Source organism: Citrobacter sp. CFNIH10, assembly GCF_002934585.1.
GTDB lineage: Bacteria > Pseudomonadota > Gammaproteobacteria > Enterobacterales > Enterobacteriaceae > Citrobacter_A > Citrobacter_A amalonaticus.
The window spans coordinates 758,760-785,727 of the sequence record NZ_CP026216.1 but is presented as its reverse complement, the minus strand read 5'-3'; the positions used below and the strand labels follow the sequence as shown (position 1 = coordinate 785,727).

The 26,968-nt window shown below is 51.5% G+C and carries 23 protein-coding genes, 1 tRNA gene and 3 rRNA genes; 7 read left to right on the top strand and 20 right to left on the bottom strand.

Annotated features, from left to right (window positions below; translation table 11 throughout):
• Positions 1-54 precede the first annotated feature (54 nt).
• From C2U53_RS07095 to rrf (C2U53_RS07080), 4 genes are all read left to right on the top strand, one after another.
• Positions 55-2,961, top strand: a 23S ribosomal RNA gene (locus C2U53_RS07095).
• A gap of 95 nt (positions 2,962-3,056) precedes the next feature.
• Positions 3,057-3,172 (top strand): 5S ribosomal RNA (rrf, locus tag C2U53_RS07090).
• A 14-nt stretch (positions 3,173-3,186) separates the two neighbouring features.
• Positions 3,187-3,262 (top strand) — tRNA-Thr (locus C2U53_RS07085).
• Positions 3,263-3,302: 40 nt separating this feature from the next.
• A 5S ribosomal RNA gene (gene rrf / locus C2U53_RS07080) occupies positions 3,303-3,418 on the top strand.
• Between the two features lie 106 nt (positions 3,419-3,524).
• Here the strand turns inward: rrf (C2U53_RS07080) and C2U53_RS07075 are convergent.
• The 7 genes from C2U53_RS07075 to C2U53_RS07040 form a co-directional block, all read right to left on the bottom strand.
• Positions 3,525-4,283, bottom strand: a complete 759-nt coding sequence (locus C2U53_RS07075; RefSeq protein WP_042324914.1) for an amino acid ABC transporter ATP-binding protein — start codon at positions 4,281-4,283, stop codon at positions 3,525-3,527.
• A gap of 7 nt (positions 4,284-4,290) precedes the next feature.
• The gene (locus tag C2U53_RS07070; RefSeq protein WP_044263691.1) at positions 4,291-5,394 is read right to left on the bottom strand and encodes an amino acid ABC transporter permease; all 1,104 of its coding nucleotides are present in this window, start codon (positions 5,392-5,394) and stop codon (positions 4,291-4,293) included.
• A gap of 9 nt (positions 5,395-5,403) precedes the next feature.
• On the bottom strand, positions 5,404-6,585 hold the full coding sequence (locus C2U53_RS07065) for an amino acid ABC transporter permease (protein ID WP_042998363.1): 1,182 nt from the start codon (positions 6,583-6,585) through the stop codon (positions 5,404-5,406).
• Between the two features lie 69 nt (positions 6,586-6,654).
• The gene (locus C2U53_RS07060) at positions 6,655-7,680 is read right to left on the bottom strand and encodes an amino acid ABC transporter substrate-binding protein (RefSeq protein WP_104445757.1); all 1,026 of its coding nucleotides are present in this window, start codon (positions 7,678-7,680) and stop codon (positions 6,655-6,657) included.
• A 425-nt stretch (positions 7,681-8,105) separates the two neighbouring features.
• Positions 8,106-8,327 (bottom strand): membrane protein, encoded by a 222-nt coding sequence (locus C2U53_RS07050; protein WP_000825639.1) that lies wholly within the window; start codon positions 8,325-8,327, stop codon positions 8,106-8,108.
• A gap of 244 nt (positions 8,328-8,571) precedes the next feature.
• The gene (locus C2U53_RS07045; protein WP_044263685.1) at positions 8,572-11,685 is read right to left on the bottom strand and encodes an efflux RND transporter permease subunit; all 3,114 of its coding nucleotides are present in this window, start codon (positions 11,683-11,685) and stop codon (positions 8,572-8,574) included.
• Positions 11,686-11,696: 11 nt separating this feature from the next.
• Positions 11,697-12,860, bottom strand: a complete 1,164-nt coding sequence (locus C2U53_RS07040; RefSeq protein ID WP_044263683.1) for an efflux RND transporter periplasmic adaptor subunit — start codon at positions 12,858-12,860, stop codon at positions 11,697-11,699.
• 412 nt (positions 12,861-13,272) lie between these two features.
• On the opposite strand from C2U53_RS07040, the gene envR reads away from it, so the two are divergent.
• Positions 13,273-13,920 carry an acrEF/envCD operon transcriptional regulator gene (envR, locus tag C2U53_RS07035; protein WP_042998359.1) on the top strand — a complete coding sequence of 216 codons (648 nt, stop codon included), beginning with the start codon at positions 13,273-13,275 and terminating at the stop codon, positions 13,918-13,920.
• Between the two features lie 27 nt (positions 13,921-13,947).
• Here the strand turns inward: envR and C2U53_RS07030 are convergent, their stop codons facing one another.
• The 8 genes from C2U53_RS07030 to C2U53_RS06995 all read right to left on the bottom strand — a co-directional run bounded on the left by C2U53_RS07030 (position 13,948) and on the right by C2U53_RS06995 (position 20,243).
• The gene (locus C2U53_RS07030; protein WP_042998358.1) at positions 13,948-14,112 is read right to left on the bottom strand and encodes a DUF2556 family protein; all 165 of its coding nucleotides are present in this window, start codon (positions 14,110-14,112) and stop codon (positions 13,948-13,950) included.
• A gap of 82 nt (positions 14,113-14,194) precedes the next feature.
• A complete protein-coding gene (yhdJ, locus tag C2U53_RS07025) occupies positions 14,195-15,079 on the bottom strand; it encodes an adenine-specific DNA-methyltransferase (protein ID WP_104445756.1) in 885 nt (294 codons plus the stop codon).
• 85 nt (positions 15,080-15,164) lie between these two features.
• Complete coding sequence (gene fis / locus C2U53_RS07020) at positions 15,165-15,461, bottom strand: DNA-binding transcriptional regulator Fis (RefSeq protein WP_000462905.1); 297 nt, start codon at positions 15,459-15,461, stop codon at positions 15,165-15,167.
• 25 nt (positions 15,462-15,486) lie between these two features.
• Positions 15,487-16,452, bottom strand: coding sequence for a tRNA dihydrouridine synthase DusB (gene dusB / locus C2U53_RS07015; protein WP_044327070.1), 966 nt, complete (start codon positions 16,450-16,452; stop codon positions 15,487-15,489).
• Between the two features lie 327 nt (positions 16,453-16,779).
• On the bottom strand, positions 16,780-17,520 hold the full coding sequence (locus C2U53_RS07010; RefSeq protein ID WP_042998348.1) for a carbonic anhydrase: 741 nt from the start codon (positions 17,518-17,520) through the stop codon (positions 16,780-16,782).
• Between the two features lie 146 nt (positions 17,521-17,666).
• A complete protein-coding gene (gene prmA / locus C2U53_RS07005) occupies positions 17,667-18,548 on the bottom strand; it encodes a 50S ribosomal protein L11 methyltransferase (RefSeq protein ID WP_104445755.1) in 882 nt (293 codons plus the stop codon).
• An 11-nt stretch (positions 18,549-18,559) separates the two neighbouring features.
• Complete coding sequence (gene panF / locus C2U53_RS07000) at positions 18,560-20,011, bottom strand: sodium/pantothenate symporter (RefSeq protein ID WP_042998346.1); 1,452 nt, start codon at positions 20,009-20,011, stop codon at positions 18,560-18,562.
• The gene (locus tag C2U53_RS06995) at positions 20,001-20,243 is read right to left on the bottom strand and encodes a YhdT family protein (RefSeq protein WP_042998345.1); all 243 of its coding nucleotides are present in this window, start codon (positions 20,241-20,243) and stop codon (positions 20,001-20,003) included. The genes panF and C2U53_RS06995 overlap by 11 nt, the downstream gene beginning before the upstream one ends.
• Positions 20,244-20,822: 579 nt before the next feature.
• On the opposite strand from C2U53_RS06995, the gene C2U53_RS06990 reads away from it, so the two are divergent.
• Both C2U53_RS06990 and C2U53_RS06985 read left to right on the top strand, forming a co-directional pair.
• Complete coding sequence (locus C2U53_RS06990; protein WP_172740565.1) at positions 20,823-21,515, top strand: oligogalacturonate-specific porin KdgM family protein; 693 nt, start codon at positions 20,823-20,825, stop codon at positions 21,513-21,515.
• A gap of 28 nt (positions 21,516-21,543) precedes the next feature.
• Positions 21,544-21,981 (top strand): DoxX family protein, encoded by a 438-nt coding sequence (locus C2U53_RS06985; protein WP_044255997.1) that lies wholly within the window; start codon positions 21,544-21,546, stop codon positions 21,979-21,981.
• A gap of 92 nt (positions 21,982-22,073) precedes the next feature.
• Here the strand turns inward: C2U53_RS06985 and accC are convergent, their stop codons facing one another.
• From accC to C2U53_RS06955, 5 genes are all read right to left on the bottom strand, one after another.
• Positions 22,074-23,423, bottom strand: coding sequence for an acetyl-CoA carboxylase biotin carboxylase subunit (gene accC, locus C2U53_RS06980; RefSeq protein ID WP_042998343.1), 1,350 nt, complete (start codon positions 23,421-23,423; stop codon positions 22,074-22,076).
• Positions 23,424-23,433: 10 nt separating this feature from the next.
• Positions 23,434-23,901, bottom strand: a complete 468-nt coding sequence (gene accB, locus C2U53_RS06975; protein ID WP_042998342.1) for an acetyl-CoA carboxylase biotin carboxyl carrier protein — start codon at positions 23,899-23,901, stop codon at positions 23,434-23,436.
• Positions 23,902-24,283: 382 nt separating this feature from the next.
• Positions 24,284-24,883, bottom strand: coding sequence for a protein-methionine-sulfoxide reductase heme-binding subunit MsrQ (msrQ, locus tag C2U53_RS06965; RefSeq protein ID WP_104445753.1), 600 nt, complete (start codon positions 24,881-24,883; stop codon positions 24,284-24,286).
• The gene (gene msrP / locus C2U53_RS06960; RefSeq protein ID WP_042998340.1) at positions 24,884-25,888 is read right to left on the bottom strand and encodes a protein-methionine-sulfoxide reductase catalytic subunit MsrP; all 1,005 of its coding nucleotides are present in this window, start codon (positions 25,886-25,888) and stop codon (positions 24,884-24,886) included.
• Positions 25,889-25,993: 105 nt separating this feature from the next.
• On the bottom strand, positions 25,994-26,968 hold the full coding sequence (locus tag C2U53_RS06955) for an MDR family oxidoreductase (RefSeq protein WP_061069298.1): 975 nt from the start codon (positions 26,966-26,968) through the stop codon (positions 25,994-25,996).

Here is a 26,968-nt window from a genome sequence, read left to right as displayed (position 1 = left end):
TCTCAAATTTTCGCAACACGATGATGAATCGAAAGAAACATCTTCGGGTTGTGAGGTTAAGCGACTAAGCGTACACGGTGGATGCCCTGGCAGTCAGAGGCGATGAAGGACGTGCTAATCTGCGAAAAGCGTCGGTAAGGTGATATGAACCGTTATAACCGGCGATGTCCGAATGGGGAAACCCAGTGCAATTCGTTGCACTATCGTTAACTGAATCCATAGGTTAACGAGGCGAACCGGGGGAACTGAAACATCTAAGTACCCCGAGGAAAAGAAATCAACCGAGATTCCCCCAGTAGCGGCGAGCGAACGGGGAGCAGCCCAGAGCCTGAATCAGCATGTGTGGTAGTGGAACGGTCTGGAAAGGCCGGCGATACAGGGTGACAGCCCCGTACACAAAATTGCACATGTTGTGAGCTCGATGAGTAGGGCGGGACACGTGGTATCCTGTCTGAATATGGGGGGACCATCCTCCAAGGCTAAATACTCCTGACTGACCGATAGTGAACCAGTACCGTGAGGGAAAGGCGAAAAGAACCCCGGCGAGGGGAGTGAAAAAGAACCTGAAACCGTGTACGTACAAGCAGTGGGAGCCTCTTTAATGGGGTGACTGCGTACCTTTTGTATAATGGGTCAGCGACTTATATTCTGTAGCAAGGTTAACCGAATAGGGGAGCCGAAGGGAAACCGAGTCTTAACTGGGCGTTAAGTTGCAGGGTATAGACCCGAAACCCGGTGATCTAGCCATGGGCAGGTTGAAGGTTGGGTAACACTAACTGGAGGACCGAACCGACTAATGTTGAAAAATTAGCGGATGACTTGTGGCTGGGGGTGAAAGGCCAATCAAACCGGGAGATAGCTGGTTCTCCCCGAAAGCTATTTAGGTAGCGCCTCGTGAATTCATCTCCGGGGGTAGAGCACTGTTTCGGCTAGGGGGCCATCCCGGCTTACCAACCCGATGCAAACTGCGAATACCGGAGAATGTTATCACGGGAGACACACGGCGGGTGCTAACGTCCGTCGTGAAGAGGGAAACAACCCAGACCGCCAGCTAAGGTCCCAAAGTCATGGTTAAGTGGGAAACGATGTGGGAAGGCTCAGACAGCCAGGATGTTGGCTTAGAAGCAGCCATCATTTAAAGAAAGCGTAATAGCTCACTGGTCGAGTCGGCCTGCGCGGAAGATGTAACGGGGCTAAACCATGCACCGAAGCTGCGGCAGCGACACTAAGTGTTGTTGGGTAGGGGAGCGTTCTGTAAGCCTGCGAAGGTGTGCTGTGAGGCATGCTGGAGGTATCAGAAGTGCGAATGCTGACATAAGTAACGATAAAGCGGGTGAAAAGCCCGCTCGCCGGAAGACCAAGGGTTCCTGTCCAACGTTAATCGGGGCAGGGTGAGTCGACCCCTAAGGCGAGGCCGAAAGGCGTAGTCGATGGGAAACAGGTTAATATTCCTGTACCAGGTGTTACTGCGAAGGGGGGACGGAGAAGGCTATGTTGGCCGGGCGACGGTTGTCCCGGTTTAAGCGTGTAGGTGTGTGTTCCAGGTAAATCCGGTTCACTTTAACACTGAGGCGTGATGACGAGGCACTACGGTGCTGAAGCAACAAATGCCCTGCTTCCAGGAAAAGCCTCTAAGCATCAGGTAACATCAGATCGTACCCCAAACCGACACAGGTGGTCAGGTAGAGAATACCAAGGCGCTTGAGAGAACTCGGGTGAAGGAACTAGGCAAAATGGTGCCGTAACTTCGGGAGAAGGCACGCTGATATGTAGGTGAAGCGATTTACTCGTGGAGCTGAAATCAGTCGAAGATACCAGCTGGCTGCAACTGTTTATTAAAAACACAGCACTGTGCAAACACGAAAGTGGACGTATACGGTGTGACGCCTGCCCGGTGCCGGAAGGTTAATTGATGGGGTTATCCGTAAGGAGAAGCTCTTGATCGAAGCCCCGGTAAACGGCGGCCGTAACTATAACGGTCCTAAGGTAGCGAAATTCCTTGTCGGGTAAGTTCCGACCTGCACGAATGGCGTAATGATGGCCAGGCTGTCTCCACCCGAGACTCAGTGAAATTGAACTCGCTGTGAAGATGCAGTGTACCCGCGGCAAGACGGAAAGACCCCGTGAACCTTTACTATAGCTTGACACTGAACACTGGTCCTTGATGTGTAGGATAGGTGGGAGGCTTTGAAGCGCGGACGCCAGTTCGTGTGGAGCCGCCCTTGAAATACCACCCTTTAATGGCTGGTGTTCTAACGTAGGCCCGTAATCCGGGTTGCGGACAGTGTCTGGTGGGTAGTTTGACTGGGGCGGTCTCCTCCTAAAGAGTAACGGAGGAGCACGAAGGTTAGCTAATCCTGGTCGGACATCAGGAGGTTAGTGCAAAGGCATAAGCTAGCTTGACTGCGAGCGTGACGGCGCGAGCAGGTGCGAAAGCAGGTCTTAGTGATCCGGTGGTTCTGAATGGAAGGGCCATCGCTCAACGGATAAAAGGTACTCCGGGGATAACAGGCTGATACCGCCCAAGAGTTCATATCGACGGCGGTGTTTGGCACCTCGATGTCGGCTCATCACATCCTGGGGCTGAAGTAGGTCCCAAGGGTATGGCTGTTCGCCATTTAAAGTGGTACGCGAGCTGGGTTTAGAACGTCGTGAGACAGTTCGGTCCCTATCTGCCGTGGGCGCTGGAGAATTGAGGGGGGCTGCTCCTAGTACGAGAGGACCGGAGTGGACGCATCACTGGTGTTCGGGTTGTCATGCCAATGGCACTGCCCGGTAGCTAAATGCGGAAGAGATAAGTGCTGAAAGCATCTAAGCACGAAACTTGCCCCGAGATGAGTTCTCCCTGACCCTTTAAGGGTCCTGAAGGAACGTTGAAGACGACGACGTTGATAGGCCGGGTGTGTAAGCGCAGCGATGCGTTGAGCTAACCGGTACTAATGAACCGTGAGGCTTAACCTTACAACGCCGAAGCTGTTTTGGCGGAATTGAGAGAATTTTCAGCTTAGATTCAGATTATGTCACTGCGTGAAAACGGGGTGATAAAACAGAATTTGCCTGGCGGCTGTAGCGCGGTGGTCCCACCTGACCCCATGCCGAACTCAGAAGTGAAACGCCGTAGCGCCGATGGTAGTGTGGGGTCTCCCCATGCGAGAGTAGGGAACTGCCAGGCATCAAATTTAGCGTGCTGATATGGCTCAGTTGGTAGAGCGCACCCTTGGTAAGGGTGAGGTCCCCAGTTCGACTCTGGGTATCAGCACCACTTAATTAGGTTAAAGTTCGGCACAGTGGAAAAGAATTTGTCTGGCGGCTGTAGCGCGGTGGTCCCACCTGACCCCATGCCGAACTCAGAAGTGAAACGCCGTAGCGCCGATGGTAGTGTGGGGTCTCCCCATGCGAGAGTAGGGAACTGCCAGACATCAAACAAGTGAGAAGGCCATCCGAAAGGATGGCCTTTTTGCGTTTATACGCCGAAAAAACGGTAGGCCGGGTAAGGTGAAGCCGTCACCCGGCAGAGCAAACGACTAATGAATCACCTGAGACAGGAATGCTCGAGTACGTTCTGATTTAGGATGTGCAAAAAACTCATCCGGCGGGGCCTGCTCAACAATTTCCCCACGATCCATGAAGATCACCCTGTCAGCCACCGTTCTGGCAAATCCCATCTCATGCGTGACGCAAAGCATTGTCATTCCTGATTGCGCCAGGCCAATCATCGTATCCAGCACCTCTTTCACCATTTCGGGATCCAGCGCCGACGTGGGCTCATCAAAGAGCATAATTTTGGGTTTCATACATAGCGAGCGGGCAATGGCCACGCGTTGTTGCTGTCCTCCGGAGATCTGCCCTGGAAATTTATGTGCGTGCTCTGCAATACGCACACGTTCCAGGTAGTGCATCCCCAGCGCTTCGGCTTCTTTTACCGGCATCTTACGCACCCAAATCGGTGCCAGCGTACAGTTTTGCAAAACCGTCAGATGAGGAAAGAGATTGAAGTGCTGGAATACCATGCCGACTTCCTGTCGGACTCGCTCGATGTTGCGGATGTCTTCATTCAACTCAATGCCATCGACAATAATTCGTCCCTGTTGATGTTCTTCCAGATGGTTAATACAGCGGATGGTGGTTGATTTTCCCGAACCTGAAGGCCCACATAACACAATGCGTTCCCCCTGTTTAACGCGCAGGTTGATATCCTTAAGGACATGAAACTGTCCGTACCACTTATTGACGTTTTCCAGCGTAATCATCGCGTCGGCAGGTTGTATTAATAGTTGGCTCATAGAATCCTCAGTGCGGTGTACGCCCGGTGTTAAAGCGCTTTTCCAGATGCTGGCTATAGCGCGACATGCTGAAACAAAAAATCCAGTAAATCAGAGCAGCGAAGACATAGCCTTCTGTCGACATACCCAGCCAGGCAGGGTCAACTGTCGCTTGCTGCACGCTGCTGAACAGATCGAACAAACCGATGATGATGACCAGACTGGTATCCTTAAACAGGGCAATAATGGTGTTCACCAGTCCGGGAATCACCAGCTTCAGGGCTTGGGGAAGAATGACCAGCCCTTGGGTTTTCCAGTAGCCCAACGCCAGCGATTCTGCTGCTTCGTATTGCCCTTTCGGTAATGCCTGCAGCCCCCCACGAACCACTTCCGCGACGTAGGCCGACTGGAAGAGGATCACGCCAACCAGCGCCCGGATAAGCTTATCGATGCTGGTTCCTTCTGACAGAAACAGCGGCAGCATGACCGAAGACATAAACAGGACGGTGATCAGCGGGACGCCACGCCAGAACTCGATAAAAATGACGGATAAGATCCGCACGACGGGCATGTGGGAGCGACGTCCCAGTGCCAACAAAATTCCTAATGGCAGTGCCCCCGCGATCCCGACGGATGCGATGATTAAGGTCAGCGTCAGCCCACCCCATTGGCGTGTTTCAACGCGATCCAGACCAAGAAATCCGCCATACAACAGGAACCAGACAGTGATCGGGTAGATCACGGCCCAGACGACGATATAACGCCCGCGACCCGGCAACGCTTTCCAGAACATCGGCACAATGGAAGCCAACCCAATGATCAACGCCAGGTTGATACGCCAACGCTGATCATGTGGGTACAATCCATACATGAATTGTCCAAATCGTTCATGAATAAACACCCAGCAGGCGCCCGCTTTGGTACAGTCAGCACGCGTGGAGCCCACCCAGTTGGCCTGCAGGAACGCCCAGTTCAGCAAAGGGGGAATTAACTCCCACATCAGCCACAGACAGAACAGCGTCAGCAGGCTGTTTGACCAACTAGAAAAGAGGTTCTTCCGTACCCATACGATCGAACGACCAGGGCCGTTACTGGCCGGGCGCATGGGATGAGACAGCAGTGCTTTTGTCATCATGATTCCTTAGCGCTCAATGAGGGCGATTCGCCGGTTATAGATGTTCATCAGCAGCGAGATGCTCAGGCTGATGATCAGGTACACCGACATCGTGATGGCGATCGTTTCGATGGCCTGTCCGGTCTGATTAAGTACCGTACCGGCGAACAGCGATACCATGTCGGGATAGCCAATGGCGGCGGCCAGCGATGAGTTTTTCACAATATTCAGATACTGGCTGGTCAGCGGTGGAATAATGACGCGAAGTGCCTGAGGAATGATGACCTGGCGAAGGGTCACAGTATTAGGTAACCCGAGAGAACGGGCGGCTTCATGTTGACCGTAGGGAACGGCCTGAATGCCTGCACGAATGATTTCGGCAATAAACGCCGAGGTATATACCGATAACGCCAGCGTCAGGGCTGCCAGTTCAGGAATGAGCACCATTCCGCCACGGAAGTTGAAGCCGCGTAGTTGTGGGATATCCCAGTGCAGCGCCGCGCCAAAAAGCCAATGCGCGATGAGCGGCAGCAGCACAATCAGGCTTAATGCAGTAGGCCAGGTTCTGCGAAGTTGTCCCGTTTTCATCTGATGCATTTTATTGAAGCGGAACAGACCCACGGACAGCGCAATGGCAATCACTGCCGAGAGCACGAAAGCGAGTACGCCTTCCCCTAACTGCGGAGACGGGATATAGAGTCCCCGATTACTCAGAAAGACCATATCCAGCGCGCTTGCGGCCTGACGGGGGCCGGGCAAATTGCGCAGAACCGCGAAGTACCAAAAAAAGATTTGCAGCAGAGGCGGGATATTACGAAAGGTCTCAATATAAATCGTCGAGAGTTTACGCAGTAACCAGTTATCTGAAAGGCGCGCCAGCCCGAGAAAGAAGCCGATAAATGACGCAAAGACAATACACAGCGCGGAAACCAGCAGCGTGTTAAGCAAACCCACCACAAAAACACGTCCGTACGTGTCACCCTGCTGATAGTCGATTAAGTGCTGGACGATGCCAAACCCAGCGCTACGGTCGAGAAAGGCAAAGCCCGAGGTAATGCCGCGACTGCTTAGATTATTAATCGTGTTATGAATGAGATAGATAGCAACTGCAACGACCGCAAGAATGGCGAGGATCTGGAACAGCCAGGCGCGGACCGCAGGGTTTGAAAAGGAGAGCGACCCTTTTACATTTGAGCGGCGATGGAACATAAGAAAGCCTCGGTAACCATAACTCTGAACTGAGCGCCGCTAGTGCGGCGCCCGTTACATCACAACGACTTAACGCACCGGCGGTGCGTATTGAATGCCGCCGTTATTCCAGAGATTGTTCTGTCCACGTTTGATCTTCAGTGGGCTTTCCGAGCCGACGTTGCGTTCAAAGATCTCCGCATAGTTACCCACCTGCTTGATGATGTTGTAAGCCCATTTATTGTCGAGCTTCAGATCTTTGCCGTAGTCGCCTTCTTTGCCCAGCAGGTGCGCCATATCTGGTGTTGCAGGGTTCGCCGCTTTCTCATCGACATTCTTCGATGTCACGCCCATCTCTTCGGCATTCAACATGGCAAACAGCGTCCAACGCACAATAGAGAACCATTCGTCATCACCGCGACGAACAACTGGCCCCAGCGGCTCTTTCGAGATCACCTCTGGCAGTACAAGCCATTCCGCCGGGTTGCTGAGTTTGATGCGCAGGGCATACAGTTGGGACTGGTCAGAGGCGAGAGTATCGCAACGTCCGGATTCCAGCGCTTTTGCCGACTCATCTGAGCGGTCAAAAGTCACCGGGGTGTATTTCATGTTGTTGGCTTTGAAATAATCCGCCACGTTCAGTTCCGTATCTGTTCCCGCCTGAATACAAACGGTGGCACCATCTAACTCTTTCGCGCTTTTCAGACCCGCTTTGTTGTGGGTCAGGAAACCAATGCCATCGTAATAGGTAACGCCAGTGAAGGACATGCCCATTCCTGCATCACGTGAGGAGGTCCAGGTCGTATTACGGGAGAGAAGATCGACTTCGCCAGACTGTAATGCGGTGAAGCGTTCTTTTGCGGTGAGAGGGGTATATTTTACTTTTGTATCATCTCCCAGGACGGCGGCGGCAACGCCACGGCAAACATCCACATCTATCCCGGAGAATTTCCCGTCCGCGTCAGCGTAAGAAAAACCGGGAAGACCGTCACTGATACCGCATTGTACGAACCCTTTCTTTTTTATAGCATCCAGCGTGGTTCCCGCATGTGCCTGATTGGCAACCGCAAGCAGCACACCGGCCGCAGCCAGTGTGGCTATCATCATCTTTTTCATAATGCATCCTGTGTGGCAAAGAAATTATTGTTATAGAGAGACGTTCTGCAACGTCTTTAACCTGTCTGTGGCATTGGCCATACTCTTCTAAGCAAAGGTAATGCCAGGTTTTGCGCGTGAATATCCGACGCAATAAGCAGAGTGTAGACAGGAAAAAATAAAAGCAGCGCCCTGAAATGGTGCGAAATTGAAACGTAAGCCACATTTTGGAGCAAAATATTTAAAATAATGCTCGCAAAATGAAATAACGATTTCAGGCGTGAATATCGAGAGCGTGAGTATTGAAAGATAAATGCGAAAAGAGAAAGGGGTGGACGTTATTGATTATTAAAATGTATTAGAACACGTATTTTTCAACACATTGAATGATATGAAAAACCGTATTCTTAGGCTAAGAGCGCGGCAAGTACCGCGCTCTGAGAATGTTATTTTGACAGTGCGATGATCCCCATCGTCAGGCCTGCAACCGCTGCGGCCCCGCCAGCAATGGCGCCTGCGGTTTCCCAGTTATCCTGAGTCGTCCCTTTCATACAGGTGTTGGTATGAACAAGACGTCCTTGATCATCATAAACCGGAACGCAGGGGGAATCGTGTGCACAGCCCGCCAGCAATGCAGTGAGCAATGCTACTGGAATTAATCTTTTCATGGTGTTACCTCAAAAATAAGCGTTCCGCTAAATGCAGCAACAGGGAATGCTGCTTTGCGAATACGAAATGAATTTTACCACCGCTTAAAAAAAGATTGGCATATGGAATAATCTCAATTCATGTGAATTGTAAAAATAATGAAGGAGTGAATTTAGTATTCCGCAGTGCAAATGACTATCTGTTTAATAAATAAAGAAAGATACCTGAAGGAAAAAGGCGTCCGTAGACGCCTTAATTTACACATTAACGCTGGGATTTGTTAAACCGGCCTCTGACGACCACAAAAAACACCGGGACAAAGAAGATAGCCAGCAGCGTTGCTGTCAGCATCCCTCCCATCACACCGGTTCCGACTGCATGCTGGGCGCCACTCCCTGCCCCGCGACTGATGACCAGCGGCATTACGCCGAGGATGAAGGCGAGTGAGGTCATCAGAATAGGGCGCAGGCGCATGCGCGCAGCCTCAAGCGTTGCCTCGATCAGGCCACGACCTTCTTTCTCCATCAGATCCTTGGCAAATTCCACGATCAGAATGGCGTTTTTCGCGGAAAGCCCAATCGTGGTTAACAGTCCGACCTGAAAATAGACGTCGTTATTTAGCCCACGCAGGGAAGCGGCCAAAAGGGCACCCACCACGCCGAGCGGGACTACCAGCATCACCGAGAACGGAATGGACCAGCTTTCATACAGCGCGGCAAGACAGAGGAACACGACGATCAGCGAGATAGCATACAGTGCCGGCGCCTGATTGCCGGACAAACGTTCCTGATATGACATCCCCGTCCAGTCATGACCAATACCATTAGGCAGTTTTGACGCAAGACTTTCCATCATGGCCATCGCTTCACCAGTGCTTCGACCGGGGGCCGCCTCACCCAACAACTCCATCGATGGCATACCGTTGAAGCGTTCCAGGCGCGGAGAACCATACACCCAGCGGGCTGAGCTGAAGGCTGAAAAAGGGACCATCTCGCCGTTAGCACTACGAACGTACAGATTATTGATATCTTCTGGCAGCATACGGAATTTCGCATCTGCCTGAACATACACTTTCTTTACTCGTCCGCGGTCAATGAAGTCGTTAACATAGCTGCCGCCTAACGACGCAGAGATGGTTTCGTTAATGTCTGACAGCGCAATGCCAAGCGCCTGTGCTTTTTCCTGGTCGACATCCAGCTTGAACTGAGGGGTATCCTCCAGGCCGTTAGGTCGAACACGGACCAGCAGATCGGAATGCTGAGCCACCATACCCATTAACTGATTACGTGCTGATGTTAGCGCTGTGTGCCCCAACCCCCCCTGGTCAAGCAGTTCAAAATCGAAACCCGTCGCGGTGCCCAGTTCAATTATCGCCGGCATGTTGAAGGGGAAGACCAGTCCATCCTGGATCTGGCTGAACGCGCGAGTTGCACGCGCAATTACCGCTTCAACGCTGTTTTCCTTGCCGCTACGCTCATCCCAGGGCTTCAGGCTGATGAAGGCCAGACCCGCGTTCTGCGCCTGGCCGCTAAAGCTAAAACCGTTGACCGTAAACACGCTTTCAACGTTCGCTTTTTCGTGAGTCAGGTAGTAATGGGTGACCTGATCCAATACATTTTGGGTTCGTTCCTGGGTTGAACCTGCGGGTAGCTGAACCATCGTCATGAATACGCCCTGATCTTCATCAGGCAGGAAGGAAGTGGGGAGACGGAAAAACAGTACCCCCATTCCGACAACAATCAGGATGTAAAGGAGCAGGTAGCGTCCGGTTTTGCGCACAATGCCGCTGACACTGTTGGTGTAGTGGTTAACGCTGAGATCAAATTTGGCATTAAACCAGCCGAAAAATCCGCCTTTCTTCTCGTGGTGTTCGGCGGACGCTGGTTTTAGCAGCGTTGCGCAAAGTGCCGGCGTCAGGATCAATGCTACCAGAACCGAAAGCGCCATTGCCGACACAATCGTGATGGAAAACTGGCGATAAATAGCCCCGGTGGAGCCGCCGAAAAAGGCCATCGGGATGAAGACAGCAGACAGCACCATCGCGATCCCAACCAGCGCCCCCTGGATCTGCGACATGGATTTCTCGGTTGCCTCTTTGGGCGGCAACTTTTCTTCCATCATCACACGTTCAACGTTTTCCACTACCACAATGGCGTCATCGACCAGCAGGCCGATCGCCAGCACCATCCCAAACATCGTCAGGGTGTTGATCGAGTAGCCAAACGCCGATAGCACGGCAAAGGTACCCAATAGCACAACGGGAACCGCAATCGTCGGAATGAGCGTTGCGCGGATATTCTGTAAAAACAGATACATCACGAGGAAGACCAGGACGATCGCTTCGAACAGTGTTTTTACCACTTCGTGAATGGAGATCTTCACAAACGGCGTGGTGTCATACGGGTAAACCACTTTCATCCCTTGCGGGAAGAAGGGTTGCAGCTCAACGAGTTTGGTTTTAATCGCTTTGGCGGTATCCAGAGCGTTGGCCCCGGTCGCCAGTTTGATCCCCAGACCCGCAGCCGGTTTACCGTTAATTCGGGCGACAACGTTATAGTTTTCTCCCCCCAGCTCGATACGAGCGACATCTTTAAGGCGAACGACAGAGCCATCGCTGTTTACCCGTAATGTGACTTTGCCGAATTCCTCAGGATCTTTCAGTCGCGTCTGCGCAATGATAGAGGCGTTCAGTTGCTGCCCCGGTAGAGCAGGCGTTCCGCCCAACTGACCTGCTGCGATCTGGTCGTTCTGTATTTTTAGTTGATTGATCACATCGACCGGCGTGAGCTGGTACTTGTTCAGCCGATTCGCATCCAGCCAGATACGCATCGCGTACTGTGCGCCAAACAGCTGGACGTCACCTACACCGTTCAGGCGGCTGATCGTATCTTTTACGTTTGAGGCGACGTAATCGGAGATATCGTCCTGGGTCGTTTGCGGATCGTCAGAGACAAACCCCGCCACCAACAAGAAACTGCTGCTCGACTTTTCTACGCTAATCCCTTGCTGTTGAACTTCCTGAGGCAGCAATGGCGTCGCCAGCTGCAGTTTGTTCTGTACCTGCACCTGGGCAATATCCGGGTCGGTTCCGGACTGAAAGGTTAACGTAATGGTCACGCTACCCGCAGAGTCGCTGGTGGAGGACATATACATCAGGTTATCGATACCGTTCATATTCTGTTCGATAACCTGAGTCACCGTATCCTGCACCGTTTGCGCATCTGCCCCTGGATAGTTCGCGGAAATGGCTACCGCTGGTGGCGCGATAGTTGGGTATTGCGCAACGGGCAGTTGCATAATCGCCAGAGCGCCCGCCAGCATCAGTATGATGGCCAGAACCCAGGCAAAAATAGGACGCCTGATAAAGAAATTTGCCATGTTCGGTTACCTTATTGCGCCGCTTTTGCCGCAGGAGTATTGGCATCCGTGGTAGCTTTCACTTTCGTGCCGGGATGGGCTTTTTGTAATCCGCTGACAATCACCTGATCGCCTGGATGTAGGCCTTCGCTAATCAGCCATTTGTCGCCGATAGCCTGCGAAGCGACAACGGCGCGTGGCTCAACCAGACTCTGGTCATTGACGACCAGTACCGTCGCATCGCCACGAGGCGTACGCGTTACGCCCTGCTGGGGGATCAAAATAGCGTTGGGCTGAACGCCTTCGTCAATGCGAGCGCGAACAAACATCCCCGGCAGCAGAGCGTGCTGTGGGTTAGGGAAGACGGCGCGAAGGGTGATGGAGCCTGTGCTTTCGTCCACCGTGACATCCGAAAACTGCAATGTCCCTTTCAGGGGATACGCCGTACCATTTTCCATCACCAACTGGACGCTGCTGCTGGCGCTGTCTTTATGCAGGCTGCCCTGTTCAACGGACTGCTTCAGTCGCATAAAGTCGCTGCTGGACTGTGTGACATCGACATAGATGGGATCGAGTTGCTGCACGGTAGCCAGTGCTGTTGCCTGGCCATTAGTGACCAGCGCACCTTCCGTCACGCTGGATTTGCCAATACGACCATCGATCGGCGAGGTGACTTTGGTGTAAGCAAGATTGATACGTGCGCTCTCCACTGCGGCTCGTGCGGCAATGACTGCCGCATCGGCCTGACGCGCATCTGCAATCGCCTGGTCGTATTCCTGTTGGCTAATGTATTTTGTCCCTACCAGCGGAACATAGCGCTTAACCGTCAGGTGTGCGATGGCGGCGGCAGCTTCACTTTTCGCCAGTTCCCCTTTCGCGCTATCGTAATCTGCCTGATAAGTGGCAGGATCGATCTGATACAGTGACTGCCCGGCCTGAACATCGCTGCCCTCAGTGAAGTTTCTTTTGAGAACAATACCACTGACCTGTGGACGAACTTCTGCAATGCGGAATGCCGAGGTGCGTCCTGGCAGTTCGGTGGTTACTGCTAATGGCGCGGCGGTAACCACATGAACGGTCACCTGCGGTTCGGTTGCCTGAGCGTGCTTATCTCCCTGATCGTTACAACCGGCAAGTAACGCAGCAGAGATGAGGATAAATGAGGGCAGGAGTGAAAACCTGGCATGTTTCGTCATTACTGTTCCTTAAAAACCAATAGCTCGTTATTTACCGGATAACGGTAAGGCGATAACGTGCACGAAGAAATAATAGTTGGCTATCCTACAAATTATTAGCGTGCGATGTAAGCGATAGTTATTTTATGGCCGGGTCTACGGCACGTAAAAACAAAAAAGTGATGGCTTTGTCTTTTCATTTTGTTTTTCTTTGTCATGCCTTGTTGTTGGCTAATATATTTGGAAATGTACATTTGTTGTATGAATGTTTTTGTTGGTTTTTATTTGTGGGGGTTATTTGATTGAATGTTTTGTGCTGAGGCTATTCGCTTTTGTTTCATCTCGGAACGGATGAGGTGATACAGTTCTTTTTGAACGGCAATTGTGAATTGCCATATTTCTGTTTTTTATCCTGCTCCTGAAACGATAACTTATGGCTAAAAGAACAAAAGCCGAAGCGTTAAAAACGCGACAACATTTGATTGAGACTGCAATCATCCAGTTTGCCACGCGAGGCGTTGGCAACACGACGCTTAACGACATTGCCGACGCGGCCCAGGTCACGCGGGGGGCTATCTACTGGCATTTTGACAACAAAACGCAACTCTTCAATGAACTCTGGCAACAGCAACCGCCATTACGTGATCTTATTCAGGACCGGTTAGCTTTGCATGACTGCGATAATCCCTTGCAGCGGTTGCGCGAAAAGTTAATTGCCGGATTGCAATATATCGCGGAAATTCCCCGGCAGCAGGCCTTGCTGCAAATTTTATATCATAAATGTGAATTTCATGAGGGGATGATATCAGAACAGGAAATACGCGAGAAAATTGGGTTTAGCCAGAGGGGACTACGCGACGCGTTGCAGGCGAGTATGACGGAAGGTTTAATTTCCAGAACCCTGGATTTAGACGTTGTGTTAATTATTATTCACGGTAGTTTTAGCGGGATCGTGAAAAACTGGTTGATGAATTCTACCCGCTACGATCTTTATCAGCAGGCACCGGCGCTGGTGGATAATGTATTAAGGATGTTAATTCCTGATGGATATGTCATGCAATTAACATCGGAAACCCTATAATCATTTCTCCTGTCTATCAATCACACGCTATTGTAATTCGGTACAGTTGACCAGCTTGAGCGGATTGACAGAATCCATGTTGCGGCATTTATCGACTTCTGTGGTGATCAATTCAATCCACTGGATCAGTAACGCATCAAAAAGGAACACGGAGACCGCAAAAACAACCAGCCACCAATACTTACGAATCATTGCCAAATCCTGTGTATTCATGCCCAAGCGTGCAGGAAATATACACGAAAAATGCGTCCTGAAAAGCAGGCTTACAATGCTTTTACTTTGCTGTCATCTTCACCACATCTGACGCCGTTCGACTCTTTTTCGACAGGTTTTTCGTCTTTCTCTTTTTGATTTTCGTCAGCTCTTCCTGGGAGTAGTGTGAGCTGATGTTCAGCCGTCTGAGCCCCATCTTCACATACTCATTATTGACCTCAATACCGATGAATTTACGTCCCGATTCCACGGCCACAGCACCTGTCGTAAAGCTGCCGGCGAAGGGATCCAGCACCGTATCGCCAGGATTGGAGGAGGCTAAAACGATCCGTTTTAGCAGGGCGATAGGTTTTTGCGTCGGATGGTTTTCATATTCATCCATCAAATAACGCACGCGGGGAAATTCCCAGACGTTGCCCGGAACTTTTTGCGTGTTGTAAGGCTGTGGTGGGTTTTTACGGTAGTCAATCAGCGCTCTTTTCGCACCGGTTTTGGTCTCAATCAGAATAGCGTCACTGTTGAAAGTGTACTGTCGGGCATCTTTGACCATCATCAGGATCGGTTCGTACATTGAGCCAAAGAATTTCTTCGCCTGCACGCCTGAACTGTCATAAGACCAGACAATCCGGCTTTTGATGGTAAACAGCGTTCTGCATTTGAGATCGATATGCGGCATGTTTTCGGTGCTGTTCATGATGTACATCGTGCCCTGTTTTTTCAGCACCCGATGACACTCCTCAATGCACGCGAACAGCCAGCCCAGGAAGATGTCTTCGTCCCAGGACTCGACCATCCCGTCAAAATCCTTTCCGATATTGTAAGGCGGGTCGGCAAAGATTAAATCGACGCTTTCAGCGGGAAGTTTCTTAAGTTCTGTCAGCGCATCTCCGTGGATGATCGACGCGGATTCATCACCAAAGTAGTGTGGCTCACATCGTGAGTTCATATCGGCTCCACAAAAGAGGCGTATAAAAAAGGCGCTTCCCCATGCCGAGTAGCGCCTTTTTAAACAAGCAATTAGCTAATCGAGATTAGTTCATGCCGTATTTTTTCAATTTTTTACGCAGCGTACCACGGTTGATGCCCATCATCAGGGCAGCACGGGTCTGGTTACCACGGGTGTATTGCATCACCATGTCCAACAGGGGCTGTTCTACTTCAGCCAGTACCAGCTCATAGAGGTCATTAACATCCTGACCGTTCAGTTGAGCAAAATAGTTCTTCAGTGCCTGTTTAACCGAGTCACGCAGGGGTTTTTGGGTTACCTGATCCTGAGAGTTAACGGTAGAAACGGTCAGTACGTCAGAATTTACGCGTTGTTCGAACATAGTTCTGTCAGCTCTTTATTTCTGTTTACGCAAAATTTTCGAAGTATGCCTCCAACGCCTCCAGCTGTTCGCTGGCATCCTCAATGGCGTTGAATGTGCGCCGAAACTGGTCATTTGGAGCGTGCTCCTGGAGATACCAGGAGACGTGTTTACGCGCGATTCGGTACCCTTTTGCCTGGCCATAAAAGTCATGCAGTTCCCGAACATGCGCACAAAGCAAGCGCTTAACCTCTGCCAGAGGCAGGGGGGATAGCAACTCCCCAGTGTCCAGATAATGCTGGATTTCCCGAAAGATCCAGGGTCTTCCCTGAGCTGCGCGGCCTATCATCAGGGCATCAGCCCCCGTATAGTCAAGCACAGCTCTGGCTTTAAGCGGGTCAGTAATGTCACCATTCGCGATAATCGGAATGGAAACTTTCTGCTTAACTGCCCGAATACTGTCGTACTCAGCGTCTCCATTGAACAAACAGGCGCGGGTGCGTCCATGAATGGTCAGAGCCTGAATGCCACAGTCTTCAGCCAGTTGGGCAATCTCTACGCAGTTACGGTGTTCCGGAGCCCAGCCGGTGCGAATCTTCAGGGTCACAGGAACGTCCACTGCATTAACCACCCCGGTTAGTATCGACTTCACTAAATCCGGGTACTGCAAGAGGGCTGAACCTGCGAGCTTGCGATTCACTTTTTTAGCCGGACACCCCATATTGATATCAATAATCTGGGCGCCGCTTTCCACGTTAATCCGTGCGGCATCGGCCATCTCAACAGGGTCGCTACCGGCAATTTGCACCGTGCGAATTCCTGGCTCATCAACGTGCACCATCCGTAAACGGGATTTGTCGCTTTCCCAAACCTGCGGGTTAGACGACATCATCTCGGATACGGTCAATCCGGCTCCCATCTCATAACACAGCGTCCGAAAAGGTCTGTCAGTGATGCCAGCCATGGGCGCTGCGATCAGGCGATTTCTAAGCTGGTATTGTCCGATGCGCATGAGTTAAGAAATGACCATACTGTGACTGCAAGGCGGCGTATATTACGCATTTTTTGCACGAGATGAAAGGCCAAACTTTGACCAATCCTCTGCGGTGGATCAAAGAATCGCCGTTAACGTCAACGCCATAAAATAATTAGCCATACAAATCATTGCATTACAAAAGCGTGACGAAATTCTGTACGCTTATAATTTTGCGTAACTTCTCATTTTTTCTTCGAATCTGCGCGGGCTTGCAAGATAATCTGCTGAATTAATCAGCAGATTATCTTGAGTTAATGTGACATCGCTCTCATTTCAGCAGATGATTGCGCAACGCATCGGTCATCACTCGACCACGACACGACCGTTCAGCGGTTGGGGCGGACGATTATTGTCATGATGCATCGTATGGCTGAATTTTTCTAACTGCGCGGCGGACAGCGTCAGAGGGTGCTTCATGACAATCCAGGTTACCCCTTCAGAGCAGGGCGGTGTGGTCAGTGAACCGCTGAAACGCCAAAAGCGTTTGTTTTTCGGCAGCAGGGCATTCAGATCCATTTGTGAGGTGACGTTAGCGTCCTGCCCGGTTTGTTCAGGCATAGTCGCCCACAGTTTATCCAGCTCAGTGTTTGCCGCCCCTTTATCAAACATGACCGCGACAACGGCGATAGCACCATTTGCGTCTTTGTGCACAAGATGCATTTCCATCGCGTAATGCTTACCGTGAACCGTATTTTCGCTTGGGGCATGAAAGTGGAATTGCTGCAATGTAAACGGAGTCCCGTCAATCGTGATGGTATCAGCCGTTGCGCTCTTTAACGCGGCCTGGATTGTGTGACCGTTGTTAATGAGAGTAATGGGGCCCTCAGTGTAGTGGGTTTTCAGGGGCTTCAGGTGGGCATTTGCCGACTGGTCGATGTTTATTGGGGACTGATTCATCCCGGTCTGACAGGTTTTATACTCTTCACTGAGTGCGCCCCAGTGTTCCGGGGATCCTTCACCCTCATAGCTCCAGTGTGACGCCATTGCGGTGGATGACATGATGCTTAACGCGAGAAGAGTTGCCTTGCTCAAAAAAGGGTTCATGAAATTCTTCCAATGAATAAAATAGATTTTTATATTTGCAACTTCAATGAGTTACGAGCCTATTTTACCGTATGAGAGGAAGAGGAAGGAGCGGGCGAAATGCTGAAAAACGTGGCCGGTAGTACGGCCACGCGCGGGAGACAGGGTTACTTCTTACGGCCCGTGATTCGACACCACTCTTCTTTCTCCACCACCGGATCGAGAGCGAAGAGATCGGCATAAGCTTCACAAACACTTTCCGCCTGGCTGGCAAGGATACCGGAAAGGCCCAGCAGACCGCCTGTAACGGGCAGGACGCTGATTAACGGTGCCAGCTCGCGTAATGGGCCTGCCAGAATGTTGGCGACCACTACGTCGGCTTTCATGGCGTCTGGCTGATCCTGTGGCAGGTAGAGTTCAAGACGTTCTGATACGCCATTACGCTGGGCGTTATCACGGCTGGCCTGAATCGCCTGCGGATCAATATCGATACCGATCGCTTTTGCGGCGCCCAGTTTCAGTGCGGCAATTGCGAGGATGCCGGAACCGCAACCAAAGTCGATAACGGTCTTACCGGTTAAATCGAGACTGTCGAGCCACTGCAGGCACAGTGAGGTGGTGGGATGAGTGCCGGTACCAAACGCCAGACCGGGGTCGAGCATTACGTTGACGGCATTTTCATCCGGCACGTCGCGCCAGCTTGGGCAGATCCACAGGCGTTCGCCAAAACGCATGGGGTGGAAGTTATCCATCCACTCGCGTTCCCAGTCCTTATCTTCCAGTTGTTCAATTTTATGCGCGAACCCGACGCCCAGCAGCGGATGGTGTTCCAGGATGGCGACGACTTCTTTCATGTCGGTTTCGGCATCAAACAGACCGATAACGTCGGTGTCGCCCCACAGGCGTGTTTCGCCCGGCAATGGCTCAAAAACCGGCGTGTCGTTCGTGTCCTGGAAGGTGATGGAAACGGAACCCGCTTCCATCAGGGCATCGCTCAATGCTTCCGCGTTAGCGCCCGTCGTGTTCAGTTTTAATTGGATCCATGGCATGGCAAAACTCTTTATTTATCAGTAGTCAATACAGCGGCTTGCGGGGCAGGAGAACCGAAACGGTTTCCGACCAGGAAAGCCAGCAAACTTAGCAGCAACGAGGGCACAATCGGATGGAAGCCCAGGTACTGAACGTTAAAGGTGGCGAGAATCGCATACAGCACGCCGCCGACAATCATCGCACTCAGCGCTCCGGTCGCATTCGCGCGCTCCCAGTAAAGGCCAAGCACCAGCGGCCACAAGAACACGGCTTCCAGACCGCCAAACGCCAGCAGATTCAGCCAGATGATCATCTCTGGCGGTTTCCAGGCGGCAAGTAAGAGCAGCGCGCCTAAGATGAGGGTGATCATCGCCGATATTCGTTTCAACCGCGTCTCGTTCTGCAACTGTTCCGGGCGAATATTAAGATAGAGATCTTTAATGATCGTAGCGGAACTTTGCAGCAACTGGGCGTTGATCGTCGACATAATGGCCGCCATTGGCGCGGCAAGGAAGATCCCGGCGGCGAAAGGCGGCAGCACTTTGACCATCAGCGTGGGGATCACCAGATCCGGCACCGTCAGGTCAGGGATAACCGCACGACCCAGCGCGCCGGCAAGATGCATACCAAACATCAGGATCGCCACCACGATGGTACCGATGATTATCCCGCGGTGTACCGCTTTGCTGTCTTTGTAGGAGATGCAGCGCACCGCCGTATGCGGCAGACCGATCACACCAAAACAGACCAGTACCCAGAATGAGGTCATAAAGGTCGGAGACAGAATGTCATCGGCGCCCTGCGGTGAAACCAGTTTTGGGTCGATGGTGTTTAAGGTCTCTACGGCATGGCTCAGGCCACCGGCCGCATGCACGATACCGACCAGCAGCACGATGGTGCCAATCAGCATCACCAGTCCCTGCATTGTGTCGTTAAGTACGCTGGCACGAAAGCCGCCGAACGCGGTATACAGCGCGATACTGATACCGAAAATCAGCAGGCCTGTTTCATAGGGAATACCCGCCGCCGTTTCCAGCAGGCGTGCGCCGCCGATGAACTGCACGGTCATGGCACCGACAAACGCCACGAGCAGGCTGAGGCTCGCCAGCCACACCAGCAGGCGACTCTGGTAGCGGGCAAACAGCATGTCGTTGAGGGTGACGGCATTATAGCGACGGGCAAGGATGGCGAATTTCTTGCCGAGTATCCCCAGCGAAAGCCAGACGGCGGGAAGCTGAATCATCGCCAGCAACACCCATCCCAGTCCGTATTTATAGGCCGCACCAGGTCCACCAATAAATGAGCTGGCGCTGATGTATGTCGCGGTCAGGGTCATCGCCAGGACGATCCCCCCCATGGAACGGCTACCCAGAAAATATTCATTCAGGAAGGTGCCGGTCTGCCGTTTACGCATGGCATAAACAGAAAGACCGAACACAACAACCAGATAGGCAACCAGCGGCAGAATGACTTCAAGCTGCATCGTCATCCTCCAGGGGAATGTCACGATAGATAAATTTCACCATGGCCCAGCACAGCAAAATGAAGATCAGCGGTGTTAACAGGCAAGCCATTTCAAACCAGTGCGGCAACCCGGTTATGCCCGGCGTCACCCCTGGAATGTAAGCTGCGGCGAGCCAGGCAGCCAGATAGAGAAGGGTCAGCCATAGCGCCCAACGCGCTTCTTTATTGGCCTGAACAAAACGTTTGTCCATTTTTTGTCCCTTGTTGAAAAAGAAAGCGGGGATTGTACCTTAAGCCGCTGGTCAGGGGGGAGAGAAAGGTGGCGGCTGAAGAACGATCTTGCCCCTGTGGGGTGAGGAGACAAAATAATCACGATCAATTAATCAAAACGAACTGTTCTGAAAATCAACGTATTCTATTTTTATTTTTCTATTTTTGTTTTAGATAATAATATTGATTACTCTCGTTTTTATTGGGCAAAGTACCTAAATTAGATAGCTCCTCCGTTATTAATTAATAATAAGGCGACTAACGGTATGTTGTTAATTAATGACGTAATAAGCTGTGACGACTATATAAAGTCGATGAATGCGCTGTTTTTTCTCAATGGCTATTTATATGGATGTTTTCTTATGCCTCTTATTTTGCTCGCCAGATCTCATATTTTATTAATGACTGCAATTTACAGGGTGATATAACAATAATATTCTTAACCGGCGCTGAACCTGTTATCGGGTTTTCTGAGTAGCGAGATTCTCAGTGGCAATGCCTTTTCTTAATTCTGTCAGAGACGGAAAGGTCTTTTTTTGCGTTCATACATGGACTTTAATATGAAATTAAATAAGAGAATGACTATTAGTGCGGTGGCAATACTGGTTAGCTGCAATGTCCTGGCCGCTGAATCTGTTATCGATTTACGTCACGACTACTTCGATGATGGAAAAATTAATAAAGATCGTATCTATTTTGCGCATCGGTTTGATAACCAATTCGGTTTCTCTGTCGAGACCCGTTATAAATCAAGTGGTGACGATGCAAATGAGCCTTTTAATGAATTAGATAATAACGGTAGTGAAGCCACTATCAGCTATCGCTTTATCCTTAATCCCAAAATGTATTTGATCCCTGCTTTTAATATTGATAGTAATTCGGGTAATACCATCTATAAACCTAACCTGTTACTCGGGACCATACTGGATAACGGTTTTTATCTGAACCTGCGCTATCGTTATGATTACACTTTGCAGGATAATGAAGACCTGAATAATAAAGCAACTGGGCGTTATGACGCGTGGCTTGGCTATAAGACCGGTGACTGGAAGTTTGAATACAACTTTGTTTACTTACATGCCAATACCGATATTTATAATGAAAGTCACGCTGACTATGAGCATGACATGAAGGTCGCCTACTCTGTCACCAAAAACTGGGCACCTTATATTGAGATTGGCAATGTCTCCGTTAACAGACTGCAAGACGACAGGCAAACACGTTTCCGGATAGGTTTCCAGTATACCTATTAAAGCAAGGGATGAAATGGAGTTGCACAGAATGTTAAAACAATGGAATGAAGTATTTCATCGATATACTAATAACCCGGATGCGGCAAAATTAATACTGCGAGTAGTCTTTGGTGGGCTTATGCTTTTTCATGGCGTAGCGAAAGCGAAACACGGACTTGGCGCAGTCGTGTTCCTGCTGGAATCTCACCATTTGCCGGCTTTTATCGCGTGGGGATCGTTCATCGGCGAAATCGTCGCGCCGTTAATGCTGATTCTCGGCGTCATGACACGTTATGCGGCGGCAATTTTTACCTTCACAATGCTGTTTGCGACATATCTGGTGATGGACGGGAAAGTATTGGCTCTGACGCCTCAGGGATCATGGGCCCTGGAGTTACAGGCTATATATCTGTGTGGTGGGTTTTGTATGCTCTTTCTGGGTGGTGGAAAATATTCCGTAATGTCTGAATTTTCTTCTCGCCGGTAAAAAGAGAAGGCCCGAAAATTCGGGCCTTAGAAGAAGATAAATCGGTGTAAAAAAATGGGCTCTTCCGAGCCCATTTTGCTGTGCACCGAGAATTACTTCTCAGTGAGGCCGAGCTTTTTCTCCAGATAGTGGATGTTAGTACCACCTTGCTGGAAGTGCTCGTCGTTCATGATGCGCGTCTGCAGATCAACGTTGGTTTTAATACCGTCGATGATCAGTTCCTGCAGCGCGTTTTTCATGCGGGCAATCGCCACATCACGGGTTTCGCCGTAGCAGATAAGCTTGCCGATCATGGAGTCATAGTATGGCGGTACGGTGTAACCGGCATAGATATGCGACTCCCAGCGCACGCCAAAACCGCCTGGCGCGTGGAAGCGGGTGATTTTACCCGGGCTCGGCAGGAAGGTGTTCGGGTCTTCAGCATTGATACGGCATTCCACCGCGTGGCCTTTGACCTGCACCTCTTCTTGCTTGATCGACAGCGGCTGGCCAGCAGCAATGCGCAACTGTTCTTTGATCAGGTCAACACCGGTGATCATTTCGGTAACCGGGTGTTCAACCTGAATACGGGTGTTCATTTCAATGAAGTAGAACTCGCCGTTTTCGAACAGGAATTCAAAGGTGCCCGCGCCGCGATAGCCGATATCCACACAGGCTTTCGCGCAACGCTCGCCAATGAAGCGACGCAGTTCCGGGGTAATACCCGGTGCCGGTGCTTCTTCGACGACTTTCTGGTGACGACGCTGCATAGAGCAGTCACGTTCCGCCAGATAAATCGCGTTACCCTGACCGTCTGCCAGCACCTGAATTTCGATGTGGCGTGGGTTCTCAAGGTATTTCTCCATATAAACCATGTCGTTGCTGAAAGCCGCTTTCGCTTCCGCTTTGGTCATGGAGATGGATTGCGCCAGTTCGGCATCGCCGCGTACTACGCGCATACCGCGACCGCCGCCGCCGCCGGACGCCTTGATGATAACCGGATAGCCGATGCGTTTTGCATGGGCACGGTTCGCATCCATATCGTCGGTCAGCGGGCCGTCAGAACCCGGTACGGTCGGGACGCCAGCTTTCTTCATCGCGGTGATCGCCGATACTTTGTCACCCATCAGACGGATGGTGTCCGCTTTCGGGCCGATGAAGATAAAGCCAGAGCGTTCAACCTGCTCAGCAAAGTTGGCGTTCTCAGAGAGGAAGCCATAACCCGGGTGAATCGCTACCGCGCCAGTGATTTCAGCGGCGCTGATGATAGCCGGGATGTTCAGATAGCTTTTTACGGACGGAGCCGGACCAATACAAACCGTCTCATCCGCCAGCAATACGTGTTTTAAATCGCGATCCGCGCTTGAGTGCACAGCGACAGTCTTGATACCCAGTTCTTTACAGGCACGAAGAATTCGCAATGCAATCTCGCCGCGGTTGGCGATAACAATTTTATCCAGCATGTTCGCCTCGTTACTCGATGACGACCAGCGGCTCGTCAAATTCTACCGGTTGACCACTTTCGACCAGGATAGCTTTCACTGTACCTGATTTGTCCGCTTCGATCTGGTTCATCATTTTCATGGCTTCAACGATGCACAGGGTATCGCCTACATTGACTTTCTGACCCACTTCGATGAACGCTTTAGCGTCCGGGCTCGGGGTGCGGTAGAAAGTACCAACCATTGGGGAACGTACGATGTGACCACTGATTTCTGCTGCGGCGGCTGCCGGCGCTTCTGCTGCCGGAGCAACTGCGTTAGACAGAGCCGGTTGCTGCTGCATCATTGGTGCAGCGTAGGCTTGTTGCATCACCGGGAAGCTACCTGCTGGCGCTGCGCGGCTGATGCGTACAGACTCTTCGCCTTCAGAAATTTCCAGTTCGGAGATGCCTGATTCTTCAACCAGCTCGATCAGTTTTTTAATCTTACGAATATCCATGAGTGGGTTCCGTACTCTTTGTTTAGTGTGATTGTGACAGGCATTAAGCGCTGTCTGTAAAGCGTGAGTCCCGATGGCAAAACGGCTTGCGCCTGCCAGGACGCCGGTATATTCCGCCTCAACGATTCATGTGAGACTTGTCGGTTAACATGCAGCGATTTGCTGCAATCCTCCGGCAAAAAACAAAATATACCTTCAATGCTCGATTGTCACCTTTTCAGCGGTCTAAAAACGCTGTCCAGGGAGCCAAGGTCGCACATTATAATGATTTCGTAGCAATTGGCAGCTAAATACTGGTCTTATCAGGGAAGATAATCAACCGCTAACACACAAATAACATCCGAGTCTCTGCATTTTGTAACCGACTGCACAGTTCGCCGAACTAGCGCCACCACTGGCGGAACTTCTTGTAACGGCAGGCCAAAAGCAGCAGTGCGAGCAGAGCATAAATGATGGGTTGAGGTGACAAAATCTTCACCGACCACAGATAATGTATCGGCGCGAGGATCGCCACCAGATAGACGAAGTTGTGCAAAAATTGCCAGCGCTTACCCAAGTTTCGTTGTGCTGCCTGTGTTGATGTTAGCGTCAGCGCGAGCAGGATGAGCCAACTGATGATCCCAAGCGTTAAATACGGGCGCGTAATCAGTTCTCGTCCCAACAATCCGAGATTATGGATACCTAACTCCAGCAGCGCGTAACTGGTCAGATGCAGCGTAGCCCAGGCGAAACACCATAACCCCAGCAGACGACGGGTGCGTATCAATAATGGCTGTTTAGCGTAGCGTGCGAGCGGCGTGACCAGCAAGGCAGCGAGCAAAAATTTCAGAGCTGTCCTACCGGTAAAGTGCTGGATGTCCTTTACCGGATCGGCGCTGAGCCCGCCGTTGTTAATGGCCCAGAACAGCCAGAGAAATGGTAGCAATCCCGCCAGATGAAGCGCCACTTTCAGCCAGGTAATCTGCTTTGCACTCAGCCGCACTTAGAAATTCTCCCTCAAGTTCAGGCCGCGATACAGCGAGGCCACTTCATCGGCATAGCCGTTAAACAGTAGGGTGGGTTGCCGTTGGACATCCAGAATCCCGCCTGCGCCGATAAATCGTTCCGTTGCCTGCGACCAGCGCGGGTGATCAACATGCGGATTCACATTAGCGTAAAAACCGTACTCATCGGCAGCGGCAAGATTCCAGGTGGTGGGTGGCCGCTCGCGGGTCAGTTTAATGCTGACGATCGATTTAATGCCTTTAAAGCCATATTTCCACGGCACTGTCAGGCGTACAGGCGCGCCGTTTTGCGGCGGTAACGCTTTACCGTATACGCCAACGGTCAGCAGCGTCAGGGGATGCATCGCCTCATCCAGGCGCAATCCTTCGACATAGGGATATTTCAATCCACCGCCAATGAAGCGATCTTTTTGTCCCGGCATGTCGTCCGGCGCATAAAGCGTCTCGAACGCGACATATTTTGCATTGCTGGTGGGTTCGACGAGCGCCAGCAGCTTATGTAAAGGAAAGCCAATCCACGGCACCACCATCGACCAGGCTTCAACACAGCGCATCCGGTAAATCCTCTCCTCTAAAGGAAAGCGTGTGGTGAGCGCATCGTGATCCAGGGTTAATGGTTTAGCCACTTCACCACTGATTTTCAACGTCCAGGGATCGGTTTTCATGCTGCCCGCATTGGCGGCAGGATCGGCCTTATCCAGACCAAACTCGTAGAAGTTGTTGTAGCCAGTGACTTTATCTTCTGGCGTTAAAGGCAGCGTGTTTTGCCATGCGGCGGGTTTGCTGAATTCCAGCGGTTTGCCGGCGGGCGCGGGTGGACGATCGTTGCCTTTGAACCAGCTCAACAGATCCGCCTGCGCGGATATCGGCAGCGACAGCGTGGCAGCCCCGATCCCCAGCGCTTTCAGCACCTGGCGGCGATGCATAAAGAAAGCCGATTCGGCAGTGACATCGGCTTCTTTGAGTGGACGTAATTTCTTCATAACAGACTCCAGGCGTACATATAATGCGTAGTTACTATGGCAGGGAGTCTGTCAGTGCGCAGCGAAATTTCGTTAATTAAGTGTAAATTTCTACGGCGTTTGTGTTTACTTCACTTTAACCAGCGTACGGCCTTGTACCTGGTTATTAATGATGGCATCGGCGAACTTCGGCGCCTCAGCCAGCGAAATTTCCGTTGCTGCCTGTGCATAGAATGATTCCGGTAAGTCATTCACCAGACGCTGCCAGGCCTGAGCACGGCGCGCCGGTGGTGTCATCACAGAATCCACCCCTTGCAGACGAACGTTGCGCAAAATAAACGGCATCACTGTCGTTGGCAGGGCAAAACCGCCCGCCAGACCACAGGCGGCGACACAGCCCCCGTAGTTCATTTGCGCAAGCACTTTCGCCAGCACTTTATCACCCACGGTATCAATTGCCCCGGCCCACAGTTGTTTTTCCAGTGGACGGGATTCGGCGAACTCATCACGACCCAGAATACGGCTTGCGCCCAACTGGCGGAGATAATCATGGGTGCTTTCACGTCCGGACACCGCAACAACCTGATAGCCCAGTTTATGCAGCAGCGCGACCGCGGTACTGCCGACACCGCCGCTGGCGCCGGTGACCACGATTTCACCGTCTTGCGGACGAATGCCCGCCTCTTCAAGCGCCATCACGCACAGCATGGCAGTAAACCCGGCAGTGCCGATCACCATCGCTTTACGGCTGTCCAGCCCTTTTGGCAGCGCAACCAGCCAGTCCGCTTTCACGCGTGCCTGTTCTGCCAGGCCACCCCAATGATTTTCGCCAACGCCCCAACCGGTCAGCAACACGTCCTGCCCCGCATGAAAACGAGGATCTTCGCTGGTCCGAACGGTGCCAGCGAAATCAATGCCAGGAATCATCGGAAAGTTGCGGATGATTTTTCCTTTTCCGGTGATGGCGAGCGCATCTTTATAGTTCAGACTGGACCAGTGGACATCCACTGTGACATCGCCTTCCGGCAGCCGACTTTCTTCAAGAGTCTGCACGGAAGCAAGGGTTTTACCGTCCTGCTGTTCTAAGATCAAAGCCTGCAT